22 protein-coding genes, 1 tRNA gene and 1 pseudogene are annotated in these 22,299 nt (G+C 57.3%); 8 read left to right on the forward strand and 16 right to left on the reverse strand.

What is annotated here, in order from left to right:
• Positions 1–205, reverse strand: a pseudogene (locus LOC54_RS04875) (transposase); the annotation flags it as partial.
• Positions 206–292: 87 nt separating this feature from the next.
• Positions 293–367: transfer RNA gene (locus LOC54_RS04880), tRNA-Thr, on the reverse strand.
• A gap of 231 nt (positions 368–598) precedes the next feature.
• Here LOC54_RS04880 and LOC54_RS04885 point away from each other — a divergent pair.
• The 4 genes from LOC54_RS04885 (at position 599) to LOC54_RS04900 (ending at position 5,705) form a co-directional block, all read left to right on the forward strand.
• Entirely contained in the window at positions 599–1,738 is a 1,140-nt protein-coding gene (locus LOC54_RS04885; RefSeq protein WP_279312715.1) for an HlyD family secretion protein, read from the forward strand.
• Positions 1,735–3,327 carry a DHA2 family efflux MFS transporter permease subunit gene (locus tag LOC54_RS04890; RefSeq protein ID WP_279312716.1) on the forward strand — a complete coding sequence of 531 codons (1,593 nt, stop codon included), beginning with the start codon at positions 1,735–1,737 and terminating at the stop codon, positions 3,325–3,327. The genes LOC54_RS04885 and LOC54_RS04890 overlap by 4 nt, the downstream gene beginning before the upstream one ends.
• Before the next feature lie 142 nt (positions 3,328–3,469).
• Positions 3,470–4,063 carry a CarD family transcriptional regulator gene (locus LOC54_RS04895; RefSeq protein WP_279312717.1) on the forward strand — a complete coding sequence of 198 codons (594 nt, stop codon included), beginning with the start codon at positions 3,470–3,472 and terminating at the stop codon, positions 4,061–4,063.
• A 28-nt stretch (positions 4,064–4,091) separates the two neighbouring features.
• The gene (locus LOC54_RS04900) at positions 4,092–5,705 is read left to right on the forward strand and encodes a tetratricopeptide repeat-containing glycosyltransferase family protein (protein WP_279312718.1); all 1,614 of its coding nucleotides are present in this window, start codon (positions 4,092–4,094) and stop codon (positions 5,703–5,705) included.
• A 327-nt stretch (positions 5,706–6,032) separates the two neighbouring features.
• Here LOC54_RS04900 and fusA read toward each other — a convergent pair whose 3' ends face one another.
• From fusA to LOC54_RS04920, 4 genes are all read right to left on the reverse strand, one after another.
• The gene (gene fusA, locus LOC54_RS04905) at positions 6,033–8,123 is read right to left on the reverse strand and encodes an elongation factor G (protein ID WP_279312720.1); all 2,091 of its coding nucleotides are present in this window, start codon (positions 8,121–8,123) and stop codon (positions 6,033–6,035) included.
• A 113-nt stretch (positions 8,124–8,236) separates the two neighbouring features.
• On the reverse strand, positions 8,237–8,542 hold the full coding sequence (rpmB, locus tag LOC54_RS04910) for a 50S ribosomal protein L28 (RefSeq protein WP_279312721.1): 306 nt from the start codon (positions 8,540–8,542) through the stop codon (positions 8,237–8,239).
• 132 nt (positions 8,543–8,674) lie between these two features.
• The gene (locus LOC54_RS04915; protein ID WP_279312722.1) at positions 8,675–8,944 is read right to left on the reverse strand and encodes a hypothetical protein; all 270 of its coding nucleotides are present in this window, start codon (positions 8,942–8,944) and stop codon (positions 8,675–8,677) included.
• 61 nt (positions 8,945–9,005) lie between these two features.
• Positions 9,006–10,841 (reverse strand): ABC transporter ATP-binding protein/permease, encoded by a 1,836-nt coding sequence (locus tag LOC54_RS04920; RefSeq protein WP_279312723.1) that lies wholly within the window; start codon positions 10,839–10,841, stop codon positions 9,006–9,008.
• A gap of 147 nt (positions 10,842–10,988) precedes the next feature.
• Here LOC54_RS04920 and LOC54_RS04925 point away from each other — a divergent pair, with 147 nt between their 5' ends.
• Positions 10,989–11,843, forward strand: coding sequence for an NUDIX domain-containing protein (locus tag LOC54_RS04925; protein ID WP_279312724.1), 855 nt, complete (start codon positions 10,989–10,991; stop codon positions 11,841–11,843).
• Positions 11,843–12,253, forward strand: a complete 411-nt coding sequence (locus LOC54_RS04930) for a DUF3574 domain-containing protein (RefSeq protein WP_279312725.1) — start codon at positions 11,843–11,845, stop codon at positions 12,251–12,253. Before LOC54_RS04925 ends, LOC54_RS04930 begins: the two co-directional genes overlap by 1 nt.
• A 3-nt stretch (positions 12,254–12,256) precedes the next feature.
• Here LOC54_RS04930 and LOC54_RS04935 read toward each other — a convergent pair whose 3' ends face one another.
• The gene (locus LOC54_RS04935; RefSeq protein ID WP_279312726.1) at positions 12,257–13,756 is read right to left on the reverse strand and encodes a DUF2142 domain-containing protein; all 1,500 of its coding nucleotides are present in this window, start codon (positions 13,754–13,756) and stop codon (positions 12,257–12,259) included.
• Between the two features lie 49 nt (positions 13,757–13,805).
• Between LOC54_RS04935 and LOC54_RS04940 the strand changes: the two genes are divergently transcribed.
• Together LOC54_RS04940 and LOC54_RS04945 are read left to right on the forward strand one after the other, a co-directional pair.
• Positions 13,806–14,960 carry a bifunctional 2-C-methyl-D-erythritol 4-phosphate cytidylyltransferase/2-C-methyl-D-erythritol 2,4-cyclodiphosphate synthase gene (locus tag LOC54_RS04940; RefSeq protein ID WP_279312727.1) on the forward strand — a complete coding sequence of 385 codons (1,155 nt, stop codon included), beginning with the start codon at positions 13,806–13,808 and terminating at the stop codon, positions 14,958–14,960.
• Positions 14,961–14,971: 11 nt separating this feature from the next.
• Entirely contained in the window at positions 14,972–15,337 is a 366-nt protein-coding gene (locus tag LOC54_RS04945; protein WP_279312743.1) for a YraN family protein, read from the forward strand.
• A gap of 88 nt (positions 15,338–15,425) precedes the next feature.
• Here LOC54_RS04945 and LOC54_RS04950 read toward each other — a convergent pair whose 3' ends face one another.
• From LOC54_RS04950 to purB, 9 genes are all read right to left on the reverse strand, one after another.
• Positions 15,426–15,743, reverse strand: a complete 318-nt coding sequence (locus tag LOC54_RS04950; RefSeq protein ID WP_279312728.1) for a hypothetical protein — start codon at positions 15,741–15,743, stop codon at positions 15,426–15,428.
• 53 nt (positions 15,744–15,796) lie between these two features.
• The gene (gene grxD, locus LOC54_RS04955) at positions 15,797–16,135 is read right to left on the reverse strand and encodes a Grx4 family monothiol glutaredoxin (protein ID WP_279312729.1); all 339 of its coding nucleotides are present in this window, start codon (positions 16,133–16,135) and stop codon (positions 15,797–15,799) included.
• Positions 16,136–16,188: 53 nt separating this feature from the next.
• On the reverse strand, positions 16,189–16,419 hold the full coding sequence (locus tag LOC54_RS04960) for a BolA family transcriptional regulator (protein WP_279312730.1): 231 nt from the start codon (positions 16,417–16,419) through the stop codon (positions 16,189–16,191).
• Positions 16,420–16,454: 35 nt separating this feature from the next.
• A complete protein-coding gene (purL, locus tag LOC54_RS04965; RefSeq protein ID WP_408740297.1) occupies positions 16,455–18,656 on the reverse strand; it encodes a phosphoribosylformylglycinamidine synthase subunit PurL in 2,202 nt (733 codons plus the stop codon).
• An 8-nt stretch (positions 18,657–18,664) separates the two neighbouring features.
• Positions 18,665–19,366 carry a phosphoribosylformylglycinamidine synthase subunit PurQ gene (gene purQ / locus LOC54_RS04970; protein WP_279312732.1) on the reverse strand — a complete coding sequence of 234 codons (702 nt, stop codon included), beginning with the start codon at positions 19,364–19,366 and terminating at the stop codon, positions 18,665–18,667.
• Positions 19,363–19,761: a Rap1a/Tai family immunity protein gene (locus LOC54_RS04975; RefSeq protein ID WP_279312733.1), complete on the reverse strand. Its 399-nt coding sequence runs from the start codon at positions 19,759–19,761 to the stop codon at positions 19,363–19,365. The genes purQ and LOC54_RS04975 overlap by 4 nt, the downstream gene beginning before the upstream one ends.
• Positions 19,758–20,000, reverse strand: coding sequence for a phosphoribosylformylglycinamidine synthase subunit PurS (gene purS / locus LOC54_RS04980; protein WP_279312734.1), 243 nt, complete (start codon positions 19,998–20,000; stop codon positions 19,758–19,760). Before purS ends, LOC54_RS04975 begins: the two co-directional genes overlap by 4 nt.
• A gap of 72 nt (positions 20,001–20,072) precedes the next feature.
• Entirely contained in the window at positions 20,073–20,837 is a 765-nt protein-coding gene (gene purC / locus LOC54_RS04985; protein WP_279312735.1) for a phosphoribosylaminoimidazolesuccinocarboxamide synthase, read from the reverse strand.
• 130 nt (positions 20,838–20,967) lie between these two features.
• The gene (gene purB / locus LOC54_RS04990; RefSeq protein ID WP_279312736.1) at positions 20,968–22,299 is read right to left on the reverse strand and encodes an adenylosuccinate lyase; all 1,332 of its coding nucleotides are present in this window, start codon (positions 22,297–22,299) and stop codon (positions 20,968–20,970) included.

Genomic DNA, 22,299 nt, shown 5'->3' on the forward strand with positions numbered 1-22,299 from the left:
CAAAACCGAACAGAACCTTCAGTGTCAGACAGGTCTGGATCGCGGCATCTCTGTAACCCGGCTGACGACCGCAGCACCCCGTCGGAAGGCCCGCCCACCTCATGGACGGATCAAATCATACCGCCAGAGATCCACGCTTCTTCAGTGCGGCGTTGTAAGAGGACCAGTTCGACGTTCGGGAGCGCATCTGCTTCGGCCTGCTCATGAAAAACCAGCTAACAGACCGGATCCAAACAGGGAAGCCCTTCCACCTATTGCGCAACAAAAGCCAATTTAGATTGGGGGAAATCCGTGGTGCCGGGTGAGGGATTTGAACCCCCGACCTTCGGTTTACAAAACCGCTGCACTACCACTGTGCTAACCCGGCCTGAAATACGGATATATGCCCCGATTATCCCGGTGATCTGCCCGTATGGTCAGTGCTGCTCTAAATACCCATTCCTTACGTCGGGTCAAGACTTTCGCGCCCGGAAAATTCAGACGGTTGCCATAACGGCTTTAACAGAGTTTTATCTCTCGCTCTGCTCCGCCTCTCCTGCTCCTGCCTTGCCATCGGGTGCCGGTCTGCGACCGGAAGCAATGTCACTGCGGAGTATGTATGGTCAGTCAGCAGGAATCCGGAAGCACGTCTGAACCCGCAACGGACGAGCAGAAAAAAACGTCCGCTCGCACGAAGTCACGCAGACGCATCATACTTGTACTGATCACCCTGCTCCTGATTGCCGGCGCGACTCTCTACTGGTTCCTGCACCGCTTCGATGAGGACACGGACGACGCCTATACCCAGGGCAGAATTATCGCCATTGTCCCGCACGTCAGCGGGTATGCAACCGATCTGCTGGTCAACGACAATCAGTTCGTCCATGCCGGACAGGAACTGATCCGCATCGATCAGAGGGACTGGATTGCCGCACGTGATCAGGCGGCGGCCTCCGTCCGACGTGCCGAGGCTGCCGTCGATACATACAGATTACAGCAGGCCATCGCCCGCAAGAGATTCCCCGCCCAGCTGGATGAGGCCAGAGGACAGCTCGGCCAGGCCAGAGCGGATGAATTCAAGGCCCGCACGGATTACAGACGCCAGCATTCCATCATGAGAGCGGCAACGTCCGAGCAGGATATAGACTACTCCAAGGCCGCGCTGGATATGGCCGTCGCCCGCGTGCTCACGGCTCAGGCCCAGGTTACAGCTTCCGAGCCGGTTGAGGAAAATATCGGCAGCACTGTTGCCCAGACCTCTCAGCAGGAAGCTGACCTCGCCAGCGCCCGCGCACAGCTTGTCCGCGCCGAGCTCAACCTGGAATGGACCGTTATTCGTGCTCCGGTCGATGGCTGGATATCGCAGAGAAATATAGAAAAAGGGAATTACGTCTCGACCGGTCAGAAGCTGATGGCGATCACATCGCCTGAGGTCTGGGTCGTGGCAAATTTCAAGGAAACACAGATCACCCGGATCCGGCCCGGACAGCAGGCTGACATCTCGGTGGATGCCTATCCGTCCCACAGCCTTAAGGGGCACGTGGATTCGCTTCAGAAAGGATCAGGTGCGGCGTTCAGTGCCTTCCCCCCGGAAAACGCCACCGGAAATTTTGTAAAGATCGTCCAGCGCGTTCCCGTAAAAATCCTGATCGACAGCGGCCTTGATCCGGACGTCCCGCTGGCGCTCGGGCTGTCCGTCGTACCGACAGTGCATACTGATACGACACCCTCACACCACGGGAATGACAGCGCTCCATGAGTGACGCCGCAGCTTCCGACGAGCAGGCGCGGTCCTCATGGAAACCGGCACATAATCCGTGGCTGGTCGCCCTGGCCGTAACGCTGGCGGCCTTTATGGAAATCCTGGACACGACCATCGTGAACGTGTCCCTGCCCCATATCGCCGGCAGTCTTTCCTCAACCTATGATGACGCGACCTGGACGCTGACATCCTACCTCGTGGCCAACGGCATCGTCCTGACCATTTCCGGCTGGCTCGCAAAGGTGTTCGGCCGGAAACGCTACTTCCTGATCTGCATTGCGATGTTTACCCTGTCCTCGTTCCTTTGTGGGATCGCAACAGGCCTTGGACAGCTGATCATTTTCCGCCTTATGCAGGGGTTTTTCGGCGGCGGTCTCCAGCCGTGTCAGCAATCCATCATTCTGGATACCTTCCCGCCTGAAAAGCGCGCAGCCGCTTTCGGTCTTACGGCCATTGCCACTGTTGTCGGCCCGGTCCTCGGGCCGACGCTGGGCGGGTGGATTACCGACAGCTTCTCCTGGCGGTGGATTTTTTTCATCAATGTTCCGTTCGGCATCCTGACCATGCTGTCCGTTGCGTTTCTCGTCGAGGATCCGCCATGGGCATGCAAACAGTCGGCTCCCGTCGACACGCTGGGTATCTGCCTGATCACGCTGGGGTTCGGCTGCCTTGAAGTGATGGTGGATCGCGGAGAGGATGATGACTGGTTCGGTTCCGGTTTCATCTGCGTGATGGCGATCCTGGCCGTATCCGGACTGACTTCGGCCGTCCTGTGGCTGCTCAGCCCGCGGAACCGGCATCCGGCCGTCGATCTTGCGGTCTTCCGGGACAGAAATTTTGCAGTCGGCACATTTCTGGTCGGGATGATGGGCGCCCTGCTCTACTCCTCCTCCATCGTCGTTCCGCAGTATGCGCAGCAGGTCATGGGCTACACCGCAACTCTGGCCGGACTGGTGCTTTCCCCCGGGGGAGTGGCCGTGATCGTGCTCATTCCCCTGGTCGGACGATTAATGAACCTGATGTCGGTCCGGTCCCTGATTGCCTTCGGGTTCGGCTCATTATCCATCGCCCTGTTCTGGTCCGCGCATCTCGTACCGCAGCTCGATTTCTGGCATATGGTGTTCTATCGGCTCAGCCAGACAGCGTGCCTCGCGTTCCTGTTCGTGCCGCTTTCCACAATCGCCTATTCCACACTCCCGGCCCGTCTACGCTCCGACGGCTCCGCCATGTTCAGCATGTCCCGTAACGTTATGGGCTCTCTGTCGATTTCCGGCGTGATCGCACTGATCACCGAAACGAGGCAGGCGCGGCAGAACGGCATGGTCCACAACATGGTGCCCTACAGCCAGCCCTATAACGATTATCTTGCCCAGGCCCGGCAGGTGGCCACGGATCACGGTATTTCAGTGCACGCGGTAGACAGCTTCGCCATGAACGCGCTCTATACTGATTTCAGCCGTCAGGTGACGACGCTGGCCTACAATCAGGTGTTTGTCATTCTCTCAATGGCAGCAGCCATGGCCGTACCCCTGTGCTTCCTGCTCAGTGCAATGAAAGGCGGCGGTAAGGCCGGACCGGCCCACTGAACCGCTTCCGGTAATCCGCTCTCTAATCCGTATTTTCCTCTGATTTTCAGAAGCACGACCGGTTCGGAGCAGATTCTTTTTCCTGCCTGCGCTCACCTGCTGACACAAGACAGTCATAATATTTTATGTTATAAACCAGCATATGAGCACTTTCAGAACCACACCCAAAGGCGGCGTTACAGACGCAATGGCCCGCTCTGCGGCAGCGGCAACCGCCGCGCAGGCGAAAAAAGCGAAAATCGAGGACGAAGATCCGTTTCGCGAAGGCGATGCGATCGTATACGCAGCACATGGTGTCGGTCGCGTTGACCGGATCGGTGTTGATGAAATTGCGGGAACGAAACTGGAAGTGATCCAGATTTCTTTCCCCGACAATCAGATGACTCTCCGGATTCCTCTGGCAAAGGCCCGTAAGGCCGGGCTACGCAAGATCGTCTCCCGCGAGATCGTCGATAAAGCCATGACCGTGATCAAGGGCAAGCCTCACGTCAGCAAGGGCATGTGGGCGCGCCGGGCTGTTGCCTATCAGGAAAAAATCAACTCGGGTGATCTCGTGCAGATCGCAGAGGTTCTGCGTGATCTGAGACGCAATGTGGACAGCCTGGACGGCAGCTTCAGTGAAAGAAAGCTGTTCGAGGCCGCACAGGAGCGCTTCGTGGCTGAGGTCGCCATTCTTGAGAAAAAAGATCCTGCTGAAGTGCTGCAGGAACTTACGGCCCGTATGAAGGCCGCCTAAGTCCGCTTGCTGAAGGCTCAGAACTGTCGTGAGTGAACCGCTCCGCCCGGACGACCTCCTTATCCGTCGTCTTTATGAAGAACTCAGGGCCGGACGGTTCACCACAGCGCTGGAACAGCTCCGGCGCTTTTCCCCCGCCGATATGACATCCTGCGTTCAGGCTCTTATGATTGTCGCCTGTGCTGGAGCCGGAGAATATACGCAGGCTGCTGATCTGGTTGAGAATACCGAACACATGGGGCGCGGCAGGCTCTGTTTTGATGTTCTACGCTTTTTCTCTGAACAGAACGGAAGGCAGAACGCAAAACTTCTTTTCCAGGAGCTTCTCCGGCGTCATCCCCGTGACATCGTCATCTATAATGCACTCGGTGAGTGCCTTAATCAGGCCGGTGAGTTTGAGGAAAGTATTCGCATCCTCAGAACAGCCCTCGACCAGAATCCACACAGTGTCGAGACACTCAACCTGCTTGCGATCGCAGAATTTGAGTCCGGAGATTTCGACCGCTGTCTGATCCATTTTCGTGAGGCTCTTGATATCAATCCTCATACCGCCAACGGATACTCAAATCTCGGATGTATCCTCTCAGCGGCAGGACTGCCTGATCAGTCCATGAAGGCGCACCACAAGGCCATTTCGATGTGCCCGGATGATGCCCAGATCAGACTGAACCACTCCATCGCGCTTCTCAAGAACGGTATGTGGGCACAGGGATGGCAGGAGCATGAATGGCGGCTCAGACTGCCGCAGCACACTAATCTCCCGCCTGAAAGAATGCTCCCCGGTCTGAATGAACATGACCGGCTCGACGGGGTGGTTATTCTTATCACGCAGGAAGAAGGGCTCGGGGATACACTCATGTATCTCCGCTATGTCTCATGCCTAGTTGCACGTGGCGCGCTGGTGCATCTTTGGGTACCGCCGGAGCTTGAGGCGCTCTGCCGGAATATTCCCGGGGTCTACAAAGTGCAGGTTGGTGGCAGCCTGCCTGAATATGACTGGCACTGCCCGTTCATAAGTCTGGCCCGCGTATTTTCAGCCACATCGGAAAGATGGGGCCAGAAGGTTCCTTATCTGCAGGTTTCCAAGTCTAAAATACGGGAAATGTCAGCCTTTACGCCTGATGGCCGAAAGCTATCCGTTGGTCTCGTCTGGGGAGGCGCTCCGCGTCCTGAGCAGACGGGAGCCTTCATGACGGATCGCCGACGTTCCATGCCTTTGAGCCATCTTTATAAGCTCAAAGATGTCAGGAACATAAACCTGGTCTGCCTTCAGAAAGGCCCTTACTATAAGCAGTTGGCAGAAGCTCCGGCCACTTTTCATATCTCCGACCCGACAGAACATCTTCAGACAATGGAAGATACGGCAGCCCTCCTGATGAAGCTGGACCTCCTGGTTGCCGTGGATACGTCCATCGTCCACCTCGCCGGTGCTATCGGGCGGCCTGTTATCATGATGGATCGTTATGATAATTGCTGGCGCTGGCAGACAGATACAGAAGAAAGTCTGTGGTATCCCGATATGAGGATCATACGTCAGGAAAATCCCAGAGACTGGAGTTTTGTAGTTTCCCGCGTCTGCGATATTCTTGGTAAAATAAAGAAACCAAAATCCGGAACTAAGATTAATCTTTTTGATGTGTGATTTTCAGTAAATCTGATTTTCAGAATATTTTATTATTTATATTGGATTCTACTCTAAATCGATATTTCTCTTCTAAGAGCTACCCTTCGCGTAAATTTCTCAAATTTTAAAAAACAGACTCATGATTTAAAGAACTTCTGTCTGCCCTTACCATATACCCTCAATTTTAAATTGAGGATCTCAAGTTACATATACCAAGCCAAGCCTCCAGGCTTTTATACAGCTGAACTTACTGCCAGTTCATACGATTAATTTCAAAAAACCAGTCAGCTCTCAATAAAAAAGCCGACCTTCGCAGGTCGGCTTTTCCAGAAAAAATGATCCAAATCAGGCTGATTTAGCCATGATTTCCTCAGCCACGTTACGCGGAACCGGATCGTAGTGATGGAACTGCATGGTGAAGGAAGCACGTCCCTTCGTCATGGAACGCAGGTGAGAAATGTAGCCGAACATCTCTTTCAGAGGCACCTGAGCGCGAACCATAACGGTGGAACCGGCCGTCTCCTGACTCTGGATCATTCCACGGCGACGGTTCAGGTCACCCACGACGTCACCAACGTGATCATTCGGGGTCGTGATCTCCACATCCATGATCGGCTCAAGAATGACCGGACCGGCACTCTTCATACCTTCACGGAAACAGGCCTTTGCCGCGATCTCGAACGCCAGAGCAGACGAGTCAACGTCATGGTACTTACCGTCGAGCAGCCTGAACTTGAAGTCCACAGTCGGGAAGCCTGCGAGCACGCCCGTGCTGGACTGAACGCGAATACCCTTTTCAACAGCAGGAATATATTCCTTCGGCACGGCACCGCCGACCACACTGTTTTCAAAGTGAATACCTTCGTTCCGCTCCAGCGGAGCAAACTCGATTTTCACCTCAGCGAACTGACCGGAACCACCGGACTGCTTTTTGTGGGTATATGTCTCGGTATGCGCCTTCGTGATCGTCTCACGATACGCCACCTGCGGAGCACCGACATTGGCCTCAACGCCATATTCACGGCGCAGACGGTCAATGATGATGTCCAGATGAAGTTCACCCATACCGGACAGGATCGTCTGACCCGTTTCCTGATCGGTTTTCAGACGCAGAGAGGGATCCTCTCCCGCCAGCTTCTGCAGCGCAAGCGTCATTTTCTCGACGCCGTCCTTGGTTTTCGGCTCGACAGAAATGTCGATAACCGGAACCGGGAAGCTCATGCGCTCAAGAACAACCGGATCAGAGGCATCAGCAAGCGTGTCACCAGTCTGGGAATCCTTCAGACCGACGAAGGCAGCGATATCACCCGCATGGACTTCCTGAAGCTCTTCACGCTTATCAGCATGCATCTGATAGATACGGCCAATACGCTCCTTATGCCCTTTCGTCGTGTTCAGAACGGTATCACCCGTCTTCAGAACACCGCGATAGACACGGACAAAGGTCAGCGTACCATATTTATCATTGATGATCTTGAAGGCCAGACCAGCGAACTTACCATTCGGATCAACCGGGATGATCGGCAGATCCTTATCATCAGCCTCTTCTTCACCTTCCGGCGGGGCGCAGCGGATACCCTCAACGTCGTCCGGAGCCGGCAGATAATCAATGACGGCATCAAGCAGCGGCTGAACGCCCTTGTTCTTGAAGGCCGTGCCGCAAAGAACTGGACGGAAGTCGCCGGAGATCGCACCCTTCTTGATGCACTTCTTCAGAGTCTCAACAGAGACGTCGCCCTTCTCGAAATACTCTTCCATGGCGTCGTTATCGACAGCCAGAGCCGTATCGAGAAGAACCTGACGTGCTTCCGCAGCCTTTTCCTTCAGATCGGCGGGAATTTCCTCATCATGGAATTTCGCACCAAGCTCACCGCCCTCCCAGACGATTGCCTTCATCTCAACCAGATCGACAACACCGAGGAAGTTTTCCTCAGCACCGATCGGAAGCTGCAGCGGGACAGCGACGATATCCAGCTTCTCTTTCAGTGTATCGAAAGCCCGATAGAAATCGGCACCCGTGCGATCCAGCTTATTGATGAAGATGATACGCGGCACGTTGTAGCGGTCAGCAAGACGCCAGTTGGTCTCGGACTGCGGCTGCACACCGGCCACACCTTCAATAATGAAGATCGCGCCATCAAGCACGCGGAGCGAACGGTTGACTTCGATATTGAAGTCAATGTGGCCAGGCGTATCGATGATGTTGATGCGGTGATCTTTCCACTCACACGTCACGGCAGCGGACGTGATCGTGATACCACGCTCACGCTCCTGCGCCATATAGTCAGTGGTAGTATTACCCTCGTGCACCTCACCGATCTTATGAGACACACCGGTATAATACAGGATTCGCTCAGTCGTGGTGGTCTTGCCGGCGTCGATATGCGCCGTGATCCCGATATTACGGATCTTTGAAAGTTCGGATGTGGCAGACACGGGGAGTCTCCGGAAAACAGACCGGGCGCGACAGGATCATTCCCTCGCGCCCGATGAATGACAGAACCGGCTGCAGAACCCGGAGGTTCAGAAGCAGCCGGAAAAACCTGAAATCAGGCGCTGGCTGTAGCAGCCTTTTTTGCCTGAGCACGCAGGATGCGACGCTTCACAACCTGAGCCTCCTCCGGCAGATTCCGGTTAGGCGTGGTCAGCAGAAACGCATCAAGGCCGCCGTTGTGCTCAATGGTACGCAGCCCGCGGGTTGTGACGCGCATGGACACGGATGCACCCAGAACGTCGGACAGGAGCGAAACATCCTGCAGGTTCGGCAGAAAACGGCGACGGCTTTTGTTATTGGCGTGACTGACATTATTGCCGGTCATAACGCCCTTGCCGGTAATATGGCAGCGACGTGACATGTTATCCTCGGTTCAGACATTCAGGCCGAGGCAGAGCCCGGCAAATTCGATCTCGATCTGGCGCGGCTTATGGAGGAGCCTGCGCCCGGCGTCAAGTAGAGACTGCACTCTCATGCCGCATTATACGACGGTTCAGGCGCCCGGCGTCTGCTGCGCCACCTGAACGGAGCGGTGAAGATCACCCGAACGCACGCTGGCAGCGGCGCTGTCCAGAATCTTGAGGATCGTATCAGCGTCCAGCGTGCGGGCCAGAAGGCCAAGCGCGCCGCCCAGCAGGGCTGATGCGATCGAGATCGGGTTATGATTCTCTTTATACAGCTCTTCAGCCAGCTTCTCGACGGCAATACCGCACTGAGCGAGCTCTTCCGGAATCTGCTGCTGGTTACCCTGTGCCTGAGACATGACCTGCTTCCTCTGCTTCTAAATACCGGAGACGGCGGACCGCCTCCATCCGGCTCCGGTCTCAGACCGCAGCTGCTTCCTGTTCGGTTCCGGCATCCTGTGATGCCCACATATTGGCATACAGACCGCCAAGCGCAATAAGCTCAGCATGATTACCCCGCTCCTGCACCTGTCCGCCTGCCAGTACCAGAATCTGATCCGCATCAACAACCGTAGAAAGGCGATGTGCGATCACAAGCGTCGTACGCTCCGCGGAAACCGCGCGTAACGCCTGCTGGATTTCTCTCTCCGTATGCGTATCAAGCGCGCTTGTGGCCTCATCCAGAAGGAGAATCCGGGGATCCTTCAGAATCGTGCGGGCAATCGCAACCCGCTGCTTCTCCCCTCCGGACAGCTTCAGCCCGCGTTCACCGACGCGTGTCTGATAACCATCGGGCAAAGACATTATGAAATCATGAATCTGCGCCAGCCTTGCCGCGTTCTCAACCTTTTCCTGCGTTGATCCGAGGCGGCCATAGGCAATGTTATAGCCGATCGTCTCATTAAAGAGTACAGTATCCTGTGGCACGACGCCTATCGCAGCCCGCAGGTCAGACTGCTGCAGATCCCTGACATCCGTCCCGTCCACAAGAACCCGCCCGGACCAGACATCGTAGTAGCGGAAAAGGAGACGGCTGATAGTGGACTTCCCTGCCCCGGTCGGCCCGACGATCGCCAGCATGCCCCCTGCAGGCACGTCAAAGCTGACGCCGCGGAGAATTTCGCGCGCCTTCGTGTAGCCGAAGTGGACATCCTCAAACCGTATCTCCGCAGCCTTCGCCTCAGCCAGGGTCGCCTTCATCGGTACGGGTGACTCCGGATCGCGAATTTCCTGGTTTTCCTCCAGAAGACCGAACATGTGCTCCAGATCCACAAGCGCCGTGCGGATTGAACTGTAGACCGATCCCAAGAAGTTGAGCGGCATATAAAGCTGCATAAGATATGTGTTGATCAGGACGAACTTGCCGATTGTCAGCTTTCCGACAGAAACATCATGACCAGCCAGAAGCATGATGACAGTCACGGCCAAGGCAATTATCGCAGCCTGACCAAAATTCAGTGCACTGAGCGAATACTGTGTCCTTACAGCCGCCCGTTCATACCGGGCCTGTGCCTCATCATACCTGCCAGCCTCGTGCTCTTCATTACCAAAATATTTTACAGTCTCGTAATTAAGCAGACTGTCCAGCGCCTTCCCTGTCGCCTCACTGTTGCTCTCATTCATCCGGCGGCGAATACCAATGCGCCATGACGTGAATTTCAGCGTGAACACGATATAAATTCCGACAGCCACAAGAATGATGGCTGCGTAGCGCAGGTCGAACAGCCACCATATCACAATCGTAACGATCAGCGCTTCCAGAAGCGTCGGAAAGATGACCAGCGCCATGCGAAGCAGCGTCTCGATCGCCTCGGTGCCTCGCTCGATAGCCCGCGTTACCCCTCCTGTCCTGCGATCAAGATGAAAGCGCAGGGACAGCCCGTGCATGTGCCGGAAACTGCGCATGGCAGCCACACGTGCGACGCGATACCGCACCGGGGCAAAAACCGAGTCACGCCATTCATTGAACGCCGCCGCACTGATCCTGACCAGCCCGTATCCGAGGATGAGAGCAACGGGAACCGTAGCCACACCCGCCGCATATCCTGCATGACCAAGCCGGTCCACGATGCGGCTGTAGAGAAACGGTACGAAGATGGCGACCAGCTTACCCACGACGATCATCAGCAGCGCAAGGACCAGCCGCGCTCGCATCCAGGGTGCATTATCCGGCCAGAGATACGGCAGAAGCCTGGAAATCGTGAGGGATACGGGTTTGCTCAGGGCTGCGCTGTTCGCGCTGTCGGGAGGACTCATAAGGACACGATGTGAGTGGCCTGCCAATATTTTTCAACCCCCGCAGCCCGGCAATCAGGCCTCACCGGGGTATGATCCCTTCTGCCCTTTCCGTCATGCGGCCGATGCGTCAGGTTAGACCTGTCTTCGCTTCCTGGAGTTCTCCCCTTGCCTTCTCCGGACCCGTTTCTCCGCCACCTTCATGAGTGCAACCAAGCCACCCTGCCCGGAAACCGGACATTATTCCGACTCGCCGGAAAGAAGGCAGGCTGGATTGATCCGGTTCTCGCGCCTACCCTGGCGCAGAGCGACTCCATTCGCCAGACCGAGGCGGGATTCGCACTGGATGATCCGGGGCAACTCGAGGCTCTAGGCAATACACTTGCCAATCAGGGGCTTTATAAACCGCATAACGAACTTTTTGACGTGGCACCCGACCCGGATTCTGATCGGGCTGAAGCACGTATCGATCGCGGTGCCCTGCCGCTTTTCGGCTTCCGGGCGCGCGGCGTGCATATGAACGGGCTGGTCCGCCGCAAGGACGGTCTCTTCCTGTGGGTAGGTCATCGGGCAGCCACCAAGCGGCTTGACCCGGGCAAACTGGACCACCTCGTGGCCGGGGGCGTTTCTGCAGGTCTGTCGCCGGATGAGGCCCTGCGCAAGGAAGCGGCCGAGGAAGCCAGCATGCCGGCAGATATCGTCGCACGTGCCAGTCATACCGCGCGGCTGGTCTATACGATTGCCCGCCCGGAAGGGCTGCGCCGCGATATTCTGCACTGCTATGACCTCGAACTGCCGGAAACATTTCACCCCGCTCCGGCCGATGGTGAGGTCGATCATTTCTCTCTTATGAGCATTCATGAGGTGTTTGAGCGCGTCCGCGATACGAATGACTTCAAATTCAACGTCAACCTGGTTCTGACTGACCTGTTCCTCAGAGAACGCCTGATCGATCCCGACAGCACGACCGGGCAGGAACTGCGCAGAGGGCTTGATAATGGCCTGGTCCCCGAACCGGACTGATGCTCAGATTTCTTATCATTCTGCCGCTGTTTCTGCTGATCCCGGCCTGCAGCGGCCCGCCGGCATCATCCGTATGCCGTTCTGCTGATCCCTCTCTGCAGGTGACTCTGATGTTCGGTCAGACACGCCCGGACGGAACTCCCATCACGACTTCGGGATGGCAGGATTTCCTCAGCCGCAGCATAACTCCGCTCTTCCCTGACGGTCTGACCGTTCTGCCGGGTCAGGGACAATGGCGGGGCCGTAGAGACGGAAAAATCACTTCCGAACCCTCCCATCTCGTCTGGATCGTAACCCGGGACACACCGGAAACCGCCCGGAAAATCAGTGTGATACGCGAAAGCTATAAAACCCGCTTTTCCCAGCAATCAGTCGGACTGCTTGCCGGATACGGATGCAGCAGTTTCTGAAAATCAGTGCCACCAGGGAGTGTAAAGCGGCATCATATGGGCAAAAACGCGGATAACCACCCCCGCATAAACTGCAAAGCACAGAACGGCCGCACTCCGGAGCCAGAGCCTTCCCGGAACGAGCAGACCGATCCCGGCTGACACGCACAACCAGGCCGGAATAAAATAACGCCCCTGCAACCCGGTGATGTAAGCCGCGCCGGGCGGTGCAAAACCGACCTTGAATGCAATCAGGTTCAAAAGCGCAAAAGCCAGCCCTGAACAGATCAGAAGAACTCCCGGCCAGCGCCGTGGCAAGGCACCTCCTTCCGTGAGGCATATCCCGGCAAGGGCCGCAAATCCGATGACCGGCACAGCGCCGTCGACAACAAAATAATACGGCAGAGGACCTGTACAGAAGCGACTGAAACCATCCACCCACCAGCTCCAGAGATGATCACGAATATCCGCCATCAGCACTTTTGTCTGTATCAGCGGATGGTGAAATAAAAGCTGCAGCGTTGCATGAGGATCAGCCCCGCTGCCCCAGTAACGACCCGGAACAAACGGATATGCGGCATTCCACGCCAGCCCGCCGGCAACAGGGATACCGGTCATCACAGCTTTGACGGCCAGATCATTCCATCTGCTTTTTCCCGAGTGCAAAGGAATAAAAATAATTTGTAAAATCAGTATTATAAAAGGAATTTTTGTCATGCAAAGTAAGAACGCAAGAGCCGACAGAGCAGCCATTTGACCCACCCTGAGGGGCTGCCCGGCCTCATTCAGAAACAGCCTCAACCAGTAAGCCACGAATAAGGCTGCCAGAATATTTGAGACCGGATCTGCACTGTAAGATGCAGACAGGTGAACCGCAGTCGGTGTTGTCAGAACGGCAAGCGCGAGCAACTTAAATCTCGGCATAAGGTAATATACAAAGAACATTGATATTGAATAAAAAATTATATTTAAAACGCGCCCAGCCATAAACTGTACATCAACGGAGGCTCCGGAAATCCTGCTTATCAGCAATCCGGCTGCTGCCGGGAGATAAGGCACGGGCGCATAGGATGCAGTGGAAGGAAAGCTTTCCCTCCTGAAGCGACGTGGCTCCTGACTGAGCTTAAGGGCCAGCACCCCTGCCTCCTCGCGCCCCGCCGCAAGCGCCGAGGTATGGAACATCCTCTCGTGGAACCAGTCGGTATAGCCGAGAATCCGGGTATCCAGCTCGCCTCCCCAGTCGTTCGGACCGAAGCGAGGCGCGAAAAATATACCCTCTGAAATCATCAGAGCCCGCTTGAAATGCGCCTCTTCATCAATCCCGCTGATCGGTGTCGCCTGACCGGCAAGCGCAAGGCCCATGATAAAAACACAGCCTGTATAGAAACAGACTACCCAAGTGCTGATTTTCTCATACCAAAGCCCCGGTGCCGCCTTCATCACATATTTCCCTGCCGGATGATCTGATCCGCCCGGATTAGCAGATAAGCCTGATAAAAACGATCGTAAGTGACTATCGGACAAGCCGCGGGACTCTTGACGGAATCCGCTGCTCGCCGCATGTCATGCGATCATGAAAGTTGCCGCCATCCTTCTGGCCGCCGGAACCGGCAGCCGCTACGCCCGCGAAAGCGGAACCAGCACGCCCAAGCAGTTCCTTCAGATCGGAGGGAAGCCCGTCATCCGCCACGCAGCGGAAGCGTTGCTGCCTCATATCTCGATCCTTCAGCCGGTCGGTCATCCCGAATCACTGAGCGAGGCCCTGTCCGGACTGTCCGTATTACCCCCTGTCCCGGGTGGTGAAATGCGTCAGGACAGCGTTCGTGCAGGTCTGGAAGCTCTGGATCGTCTCCCGGAAGCCGAGCGTCCGGATCTCGTACTTGTGCATGATGGCGCAAGACCCTGCGTTCCGGCTCGTCTTACCGAAAGCGTGATTGCAGCACTCGCAGAGCATTCGGGGGCTATTCCGGCTGTTCGCGTGGCCGACACGCTCAAACGCGGTGAGAATGGTGTGATCAGCGGTACCGTATCCCGGGAAGGGCTGTATCGTGCCCAGACACCACAGGGATTCCGTTTCCCTCTCCTGCGCGATCTGCACCGGAACGCCTCATCCGCAGAGGCAACGGATGACGCACTCCTGTTCGAGTCAGCGGGCTTCAGCGTCGCGCTGGTGCCAGGCTCCGAAGATAATATCAAACTGACCTATGAGGAGGACCTCATGCGCCTCGAACGCCTGATTGGTCCGACATTACTGCCCCGGACCGGCTTCGGATATGACGTCCATGCATTTGCGGAGAACCGTCCGCTGATCATGTGCGGCATCCCGATCCCCTATGACCGGGGCCTGGCCGGGCATTCCGACGCAGATGTCGGGATTCATGCTCTGTGCGATGCCATCTACGGCGCTCTGGCAGAAGGCGATATCGGCCGCCACTTCCCGCCAAGCGAAAATAAATGGAAGGATGCAGACAGTTCCCGCTTCCTCGTCCATGCGGGTGAACTGATCCGTAAAAAAGGCGGTATGCTGGTCAATGCGGACGTGACCCTGATCTGCGAGCGCCCGAAAATCGGTCCGCATGCACAGGCCATGCGTGAGCGTCTTGCCTCACTCCTGCAGGTCGATATCAACCGTATTTCCGTCAAGGCCACCACTTCGGAGAAGCTGGGCTTTACGGGTCGGGAGGAAGGTATTGCCTGCTCCGCAACCGCAACGGTGCTGGTTCCCTGAACGAAAGGGAAATCAGAAGCAGCAGAGGGCGGAAAGCCTGGGAATCCGGACTTTCCGCAGAAGATCAGGCTGCTCAGTTTCTTTCGGAATCCGGCTGGACGATTCTTCTGCACCGGGCAAAAACACCTGCCGGTGAGACCGACCTTGTTGCATTACAGGGTGGCGTTCTCATCTTCGTTGAGGTCAAGAGAAGAAAGACCCTTGAGGACGCTGCATTCAGCCTGTCGCTCCGACAGCAGAAGAGGCTGGCAGCATCTGCGGAAATCCTTATCTCCCGCAATCCTGAATGGATTTATGACTCGATCCGTTTCGACGTCATCCTGCTCTCTGCAGATAGCCGTATAGAGCATATCAGGGACGGATTCAGGCTTACCTGAGAACAGATATCTACGCTGGCCAGCATAAAAAAACGCAGATGACCTGAGATCATCTGCGCCTGCCTGAATTACTTAAAGAAGGTAAATATTAGGTGTGATGACGACGGCGCGTTGCCGCGGCAGCGTGCACGGTTGCCTTCGGATGATAGGAAGCAAGATGCACAAGCGAACGCTGCTGGGACCGTGAGCCACGTGCAGCATGAGAAACGGCCCGATGTGCAGAAACGCGATGAACGTAATGCACAGCCGGTGCCGCAGTCAGAGACTCCAGTGTCAGCTTTCCGGCCTCATAATCAGAAATGACGCGTTCCGCATGAGCCGGAGCAGCAACAGCCCCGAAAAGTCCGCCTGTCATGAAGGCAAAGGAGATTCTACGGGCCAGGGTTGCGATCATCACGTCTCTCATTCTGAAATTCCAGATGACCGTAACCGCCTGTTACCCAAAGAACAACCCGGGAATCACCCGGAAACGGACGTTTCCACCCCTTTTTCGCTCAGAAAACTCTGAAGCTCACCATCGCGCGCCATCTCGGTTACAATATCGCAGCCACCGATAAATTCGCCCTTAACGTAAAGCTGCGGGATCGTCGGCCATTCGGAATAGGTCTTGATCCCTTCCCTCAGAGCCGGATCCGCCAGTACGTTGATGTCCTTAAACGCCACCCCGAAGTGATTCAGGATCTGCACGACACGGGCAGAAAATCCGCACTGCGGAAAATCCGCCGTGCCTTTCATGAAAAGAGTGACAGGATTTGCATCAATCAGGGATCTGATCTGCTGAGCGACCTGGTCAGACACGTGCATATTCCTTCAAATTGTCATTCCTGCAGTTCTCGCCACCGTTCCGCGGATCACGGAACCCGTGTCTGGAGAGCAAGCGCGTGCAGCGTACCCCCCATATGGCCCTGCAGGGCGTCATAAACAAGCTTATGCTGCTTCACGCGCGGGAGACCCCGGAAGGCCTCACTTACAACCGTGCAGGCATAGTGATCTCCGTCACCTGCCAGATCCTCGATCGTCACTGCCGCATCGGGAAATGCCTTGCGGATATAGGCTTCGATCTCTGAGGCTTCCATTGCCATAATATCAGCTCCGCATGCCGGTCAGAAGCGACAGTTTACTGCCGCGCCATCAGTTTCGGAAAAAACGCCTCATTCTCAGTACGCAGACGCGCAACGGAAAGAGTCGCGCCACTCGGAAGAACCAGGCTGTCTCCGCCTATGGACGCAAGCACACGGACGGGAACGCCCGCCTTACCGGCAGCCTCGGCACATGCAGCACCATCTCCCTCAACAGCCAGAAGATAGCGGGCCTGATCCTCACCGAACCAGTAGGCTTCCGGACGCATACCGGATTCAGGCACGTCGAGACGGCATCCCGAACTACCGGCCATCACCATCTCAGCCACGGCGATGAGAATACCTCCGTCCGCAACATCATGGCAGGCGGCAACATTGCCCGCAAGAATCTGAGACCGCACGAAATCGCCGTTCCGCTTCTCGGCGGCCAGATCAACCTCCGGCGCCTCTCCGGTCTCACGGCCAAGCACCTCACGCAGCCAGATCGACTGTCCGAGATGCCCCTTCGTCTCTCCGATCAGGAGCAGCGTCCCGCTCTGCGGCATCGCCAGACCAACACTCCGGCTGACATCCTCCAGCACCCCGAGGCCGCCTATGGCGGGCGTTGGCAGGATCGCGATCGCATTGCCATCGGGCTGTTTCGTCTCGTTATAGAGAGAAACGTTACCGCTCACGACAGGGAAATCCAGCGCCCGGCAGGCCTCTCCCATGCCCTCAATCGCGGCAACAAACTGTGCCATGATCTCAGGCTTTTCAGGATTGCCGAAGTTCAGATTATCCGTAACCGCCAGAGGCTGCGCGCCGGTCGCCGTAATGTTACGCCAGGCTTCAGCGACGGCCTGCGCCCCGCCCCGCGCCGGAGAGGCATAGCAGTAACGCGGCGTGCAGTCGGTGGTAAGCGCCAGTCCAAGCTGTGTATCTTCCACGCGGACAATTGCCGCATCAGCACCACCCGGACGCTTTACCGTCTGACCGCCGACCGTGCTGTCGTACTGGTTCCATATCCAGGCCCGGGACGCGAGATCCGGAGTCCCGACAAGCCTCAGAAGAGACTCCTCCAGCCCGATCGGATCATAAATCTCCCCGAGCGGCTGAGGCGCTGTCAGTTCCGCCCGCGGGCGATCATAGACAGGCGCCTGATCTGCCAGCGGATCGAGCGGAATATCCGCCTCAACCTGACCCTTGTGCCGGACAACAATATGCCCGGTATCGGTCAGCGTGCCGATAATAGCGAAATCGAGTTCCCATTTCTCGAAAATCGCGCGCGCCACGTCGGTCCGCTCCGGCTTGAGCACCATGAGCATCCGCTCCTGGCTCTCCGAAAGCATCATCTCATAGGCCGTCATGCCCGGCTCACGCTGCGGCACCGCATCAAGATCGAGATCAATCCCGACTCCGCCCTTTCCTGCCATCTCGACGGAAGAGGACGTCAGTCCGGCAGCACCCATATCCTGGATCGCCACGATCGCATCCGTGGCCATCAGCTCCAGACACGCCTCAATCAACAGCTTCTCAACGAACGGATCACCCACCTGAACCGTCGGACGCTTCGACAGAGCGTGTTCGTCAAACTCGGCCGAAGACATGGTCGCGCCATGAATGCCGTCACGCCCGGTCTTCGATCCGACATAGACAACCGGATTACCGATACCGGCCGCCGCGGAAAGAAAGATACGGTCCTGCCGTGCAACGCCAACCGTCATGGCATTCACCAGCGGATTGCCGTCATAGGCCGGATGAAAATTCACCTCTCCGCCCACGGTAGGCACGCCGACGCAGTTGCCGTAACCGCCAATCCCCCGCACCACGCCATCGACAATCTCCCGCGTTCTGGGAGACAGCGGATGCCCGAAACGCAGCGCGTTGAGATTTGCGACAGGCCGTGCGCCCATCGTGAACACATCGCGCAGAATACCGCCGACACCCGTCGCCGCGCCCTGATAAGGCTCGATGAAGGACGGATGATTATGGCTCTCCATCTTGAAGATGGCCGCCAACCCCTGCCCGATATCTACCACACCCGCATTCTCACCGGGGCCATGAATCACCCACGGTGCCGTCGTCGGCAGGGTGCGGAGCCATTTACGGGACGATTTATAGGAGCAGTGCTCCGACCACATGACGGAAAACACGCCCAGCTCAGTCAGGCTCGGCGTCCGGCCCATGATGGACAGAACGCGGCCATATTCCTCAGCCGTCAGACCGAATTCCCGGGCAAGGCTCTCATTCACCTCTCGCACTGCACCACTCACCGGACCAGAGCCTCCATCAGCCCCTCGAAAAGAGGCCTGCCATCCACCCCGCCCATGAGCGGGTCCACGAGATCCTCAGGATGCGGCATCATGCCGCACACACGACCGTTCTCACTCAGAATACCGGCAATCGCCCGCTGGCTGCCATTGGGGTTTAAAATCGCATCGCCCGCATCAACCACTCCGCCTGACCCGGCATAGCGGAACGCTATGCGCCCATCGCCTTCCAGACGATCAAGCGTGGCGACATCGGCAACATAATTCCCGTCGCCATGCGCCAGCGGTGCCCGGAATACGTCGCCCTTCTTCCAGTGACGCGTGAAGGGAGAATCTGCCTGCTCTACCCGCAAATGGCAGTCCTGCGACAGAAAGCGCAGACCGGCATTTCTCAGCAGCGCGCCGGGTAGAATCCCGGTTTCAGTCAGAATCTGAAACCCGTTGCAGACACCAAGGATATGGCCGCCGGCAGACGCAAAATCCCGCACCTCACGCATCAGCGGTGAATGCGCCGCCATTGCTCCGCAGCGGAGATAATCGCCATAGCTGAAACCACCCGGCAGGACGATCAGATCCAGATCCGGCAGCGAGGTTTCGCGATGCCAGAGCATGACCGGCGCCACACCCGTGACGGAACGCAGCGCGATCGCCATGTCGCGCTCCCGGTTCGTTCCGGGGAAAACGACAATTCCGGCCTTCATTTCTTCCCGCCATTCGGAACGGAGCAGGGATAGGCATCGTGAAGTGCGGTAAAGACCCCCTCACCCACCGGACGGGCCTGAGCATCCTTATGCTCGCGCAGCCATGCGACAACCTTTGTCCGCATCGCCGTTCCGGTCTCGGTCTGCGGAATGCAGAACCCGGCCGGAGCCCCGGAATCATCATGCGTGGTGTCGTTGATCTTCGAAAGCGCGCCGCCGTCAGCCATACCGCTGATATAGGCATCACAGATCTGCGCACCGGCCGGACGGGAACAGATCCGTCCGAAACTGCCGCCGGTCATCGGAGAGACACGCTGTGCCATTGCCTCACCGGCGCTCAGGGATGCGCCGGACAGAAGAGCGGCACAGGACAGGATACGAACAAGACGTCTCATTCCGACACCTCCACGCTGTAATCCTCAATCACCAGATTGGCGAGCAGAGCCTCAGCCATTTCCCGGCCCCGCTGCTCTGCCTTCGCGCGGTCCGGACCGCTCACATCCAGCTCAATCACTTTCGAGACACGGACATTCCCGACCTCGGAGAATCCGAGGCTGTGCAGGGCGTGACCAATGGCCTTGCCCTGCGGGTCCAGAACTCCCTCTCTGAGCGATACGGTGACCCGCAGTTTCATCTCTCGTCCTCTCTCCCGGCAGCATCCGCCCGCGCGGACACGCCCTGTATCCTCAGAACCGGCAGAACCGGTTCACTGCATAATGTCGGGGCCCTTCATGTCGCCGTTACCGGCTTCGGGCAGAATCCCGAGACGCCTGGCGACCTCCTGATAGGCCTCCTCAACCTGCCCCATATCCCTGCGGAAGCGGTCCTTATCCAGCTTCTCACTGGTCTTGATATCCCACAGGCGACAGTTGTCCGGAGAAATCTCGTCAGCAAGAACGATCCGCATCTCCTCGCCTTCCCACAGCCTGCCGAACTCCAGCTTGAAATCCACCAGGGAAATCCCGACACCGGCAAACAGACCCGTGAGAAAGTCATTCACGCGCAGCGAAATCGCGACCATGTCATCCAGATCATGGGTCGAGGCCCAGCCGAACGCAGTGATATGCTCCTCACCGACCATGGGATCATTCAGCGAGTCATTCTTGTAGTAATACTCGACAATCGAGCGCGGCAGCCGCGTGCCTTCGGGAATCCCGAGCCGTTTCGCAAGGCTGCCCGCCGCAATATTACGCACCACGATCTCAAGCGGAATGATCTCAACCTCACGCACGAGCTGCTCGCGCATGTTGAGGCGGCGGATGAAGTGCGTCGGAATCCCGATCTCCTGAAGACGCAGCATCAGATACTCGCTGATGCGGTTGTTCAGGACACCCTTACCGGTGATCACACCCTTCTTCGCACCGTTCCCGGCGGTTGCATCGTCCTTGAAATACTGAACGAGCGTGCCCGCCTCCGGACCCTCGAACAGGATCTTTGCTTTTCCTTCGTAGAGCTGACGACGACGGGCCATTCTCTTCCCTGACTGACTGGAGGCGCGGAACGGGCCGCGCGGTAACGGACCTCTCCCGGCCCCGGATAGCGCCCGCCTCCTAGCATTAATCGGAGGCGGAAGATACATGAACCTGCGGCGTTTCCCGGACTTACCCGAACACCAGCGCGAAGCGGCTGTCCACTTCCTTCAGATGGGCACTGCTGTCCATCGCGGCCTCGATCACGTCCGGAGAAATCCGCCCGGAAATCTCCGGATCGGCCAGCAGATTGTCACGGAAGCTGCGGCAGTCAGGCTGGCCGAGCTTCGTCCAGGTCGCCATCGCATTGCGCTGCACGATCTTGTAGGCATCCTCGCGGGACAGCCCTGCGCGCGCAAGCGCGAGAAGCACCTCGCCCGAGTGCACCACACCGCCAAGGCTTTCAATATTTGCCGCCATCCGGTCCGGATAGACCAGCAGCTTTTCCATCATGCCGGCCAGACGCATCAGCGCGAAATCAAGCCCGATCGTCGCATCCGGGCAGATATTCCGCTCTACGGAAGAGTGACTGATATCGCGCTCATGCCACAGGGCCACATTCTCCAGTGCCGGAACCACCGCCGCACGCACCAGACGCGCAAGACCTGTCAGATTCTCGGACAGAACCGGATTGCGCTTATGCGGCATCGCCGAAGAGCCTTTCTGGCCCGGATGGAAGAACTCCTCCGCCTCACGCACCTCGGAACGCTGCAGGTGACGGACCTCCGTCGCCAGACGCTCGATACCGCTCGCAATTACTCCCAGAGCGCAGAAATACGCGGCATGGCGGTCACGCGGGATCACCTGCGTCGAGACAGGCTCGACCTCCAGCCCCAGCTTCTCCGCAACATAGGCCTCGATCCGCGGATCCAGATGAGCGAACGTGCCGACCGCACCGGAAATCGCACAGGTCGCGATCTCCCTGCGTGCCGTCAGCAGACGCTCCTTGTTGCGCTCGAACTCCACATAATGCCCGGCCATTTTCAGACCGAACGATGTCGGCTCGGCATGGATTCCATGGCTGCGGCCGATGGTCAGCGTATATTTATGCTCAAGAGCCTGCTTCTTCAGCGCCGCAAGAACCGCATCCAGATCCTTCAGCAGCAGATCCGTCGCCTGCACCAGCTGCACGGACAGGCAGGTGTCAAGAACGTCCGAGGACGTCATGCCCAGATGCACGAAACGGCTGTCCGGACCGACCTTCTCAGCCAGCCACGTCAGAAAGGCGATCACGTCATGGCGGGTCTCGGCCTCGATCTCGTCAATCCGGTCAAGATCCGCCTGGGAGAACGCCTTCATCGCCTCGTCGCCACGCTCGCGGATGGTCTTTGCGGCATCCTTGGGAATCGTGCCGAACTCCGCCATGGCCTCACAGGCAAGAGCCTCGATCTCGAACCAGATGCGATAGCGGTTCTCGGGCGCCCAGATGGCAGCCATGACGGGACGGGTATAGCGCGGCACCAT

The organism is Acetobacter sp. AN02 (genome assembly GCF_029759835.1).
In the GTDB taxonomy this organism is placed as follows: domain Bacteria; phylum Pseudomonadota; class Alphaproteobacteria; order Acetobacterales; family Acetobacteraceae; genus Acetobacter.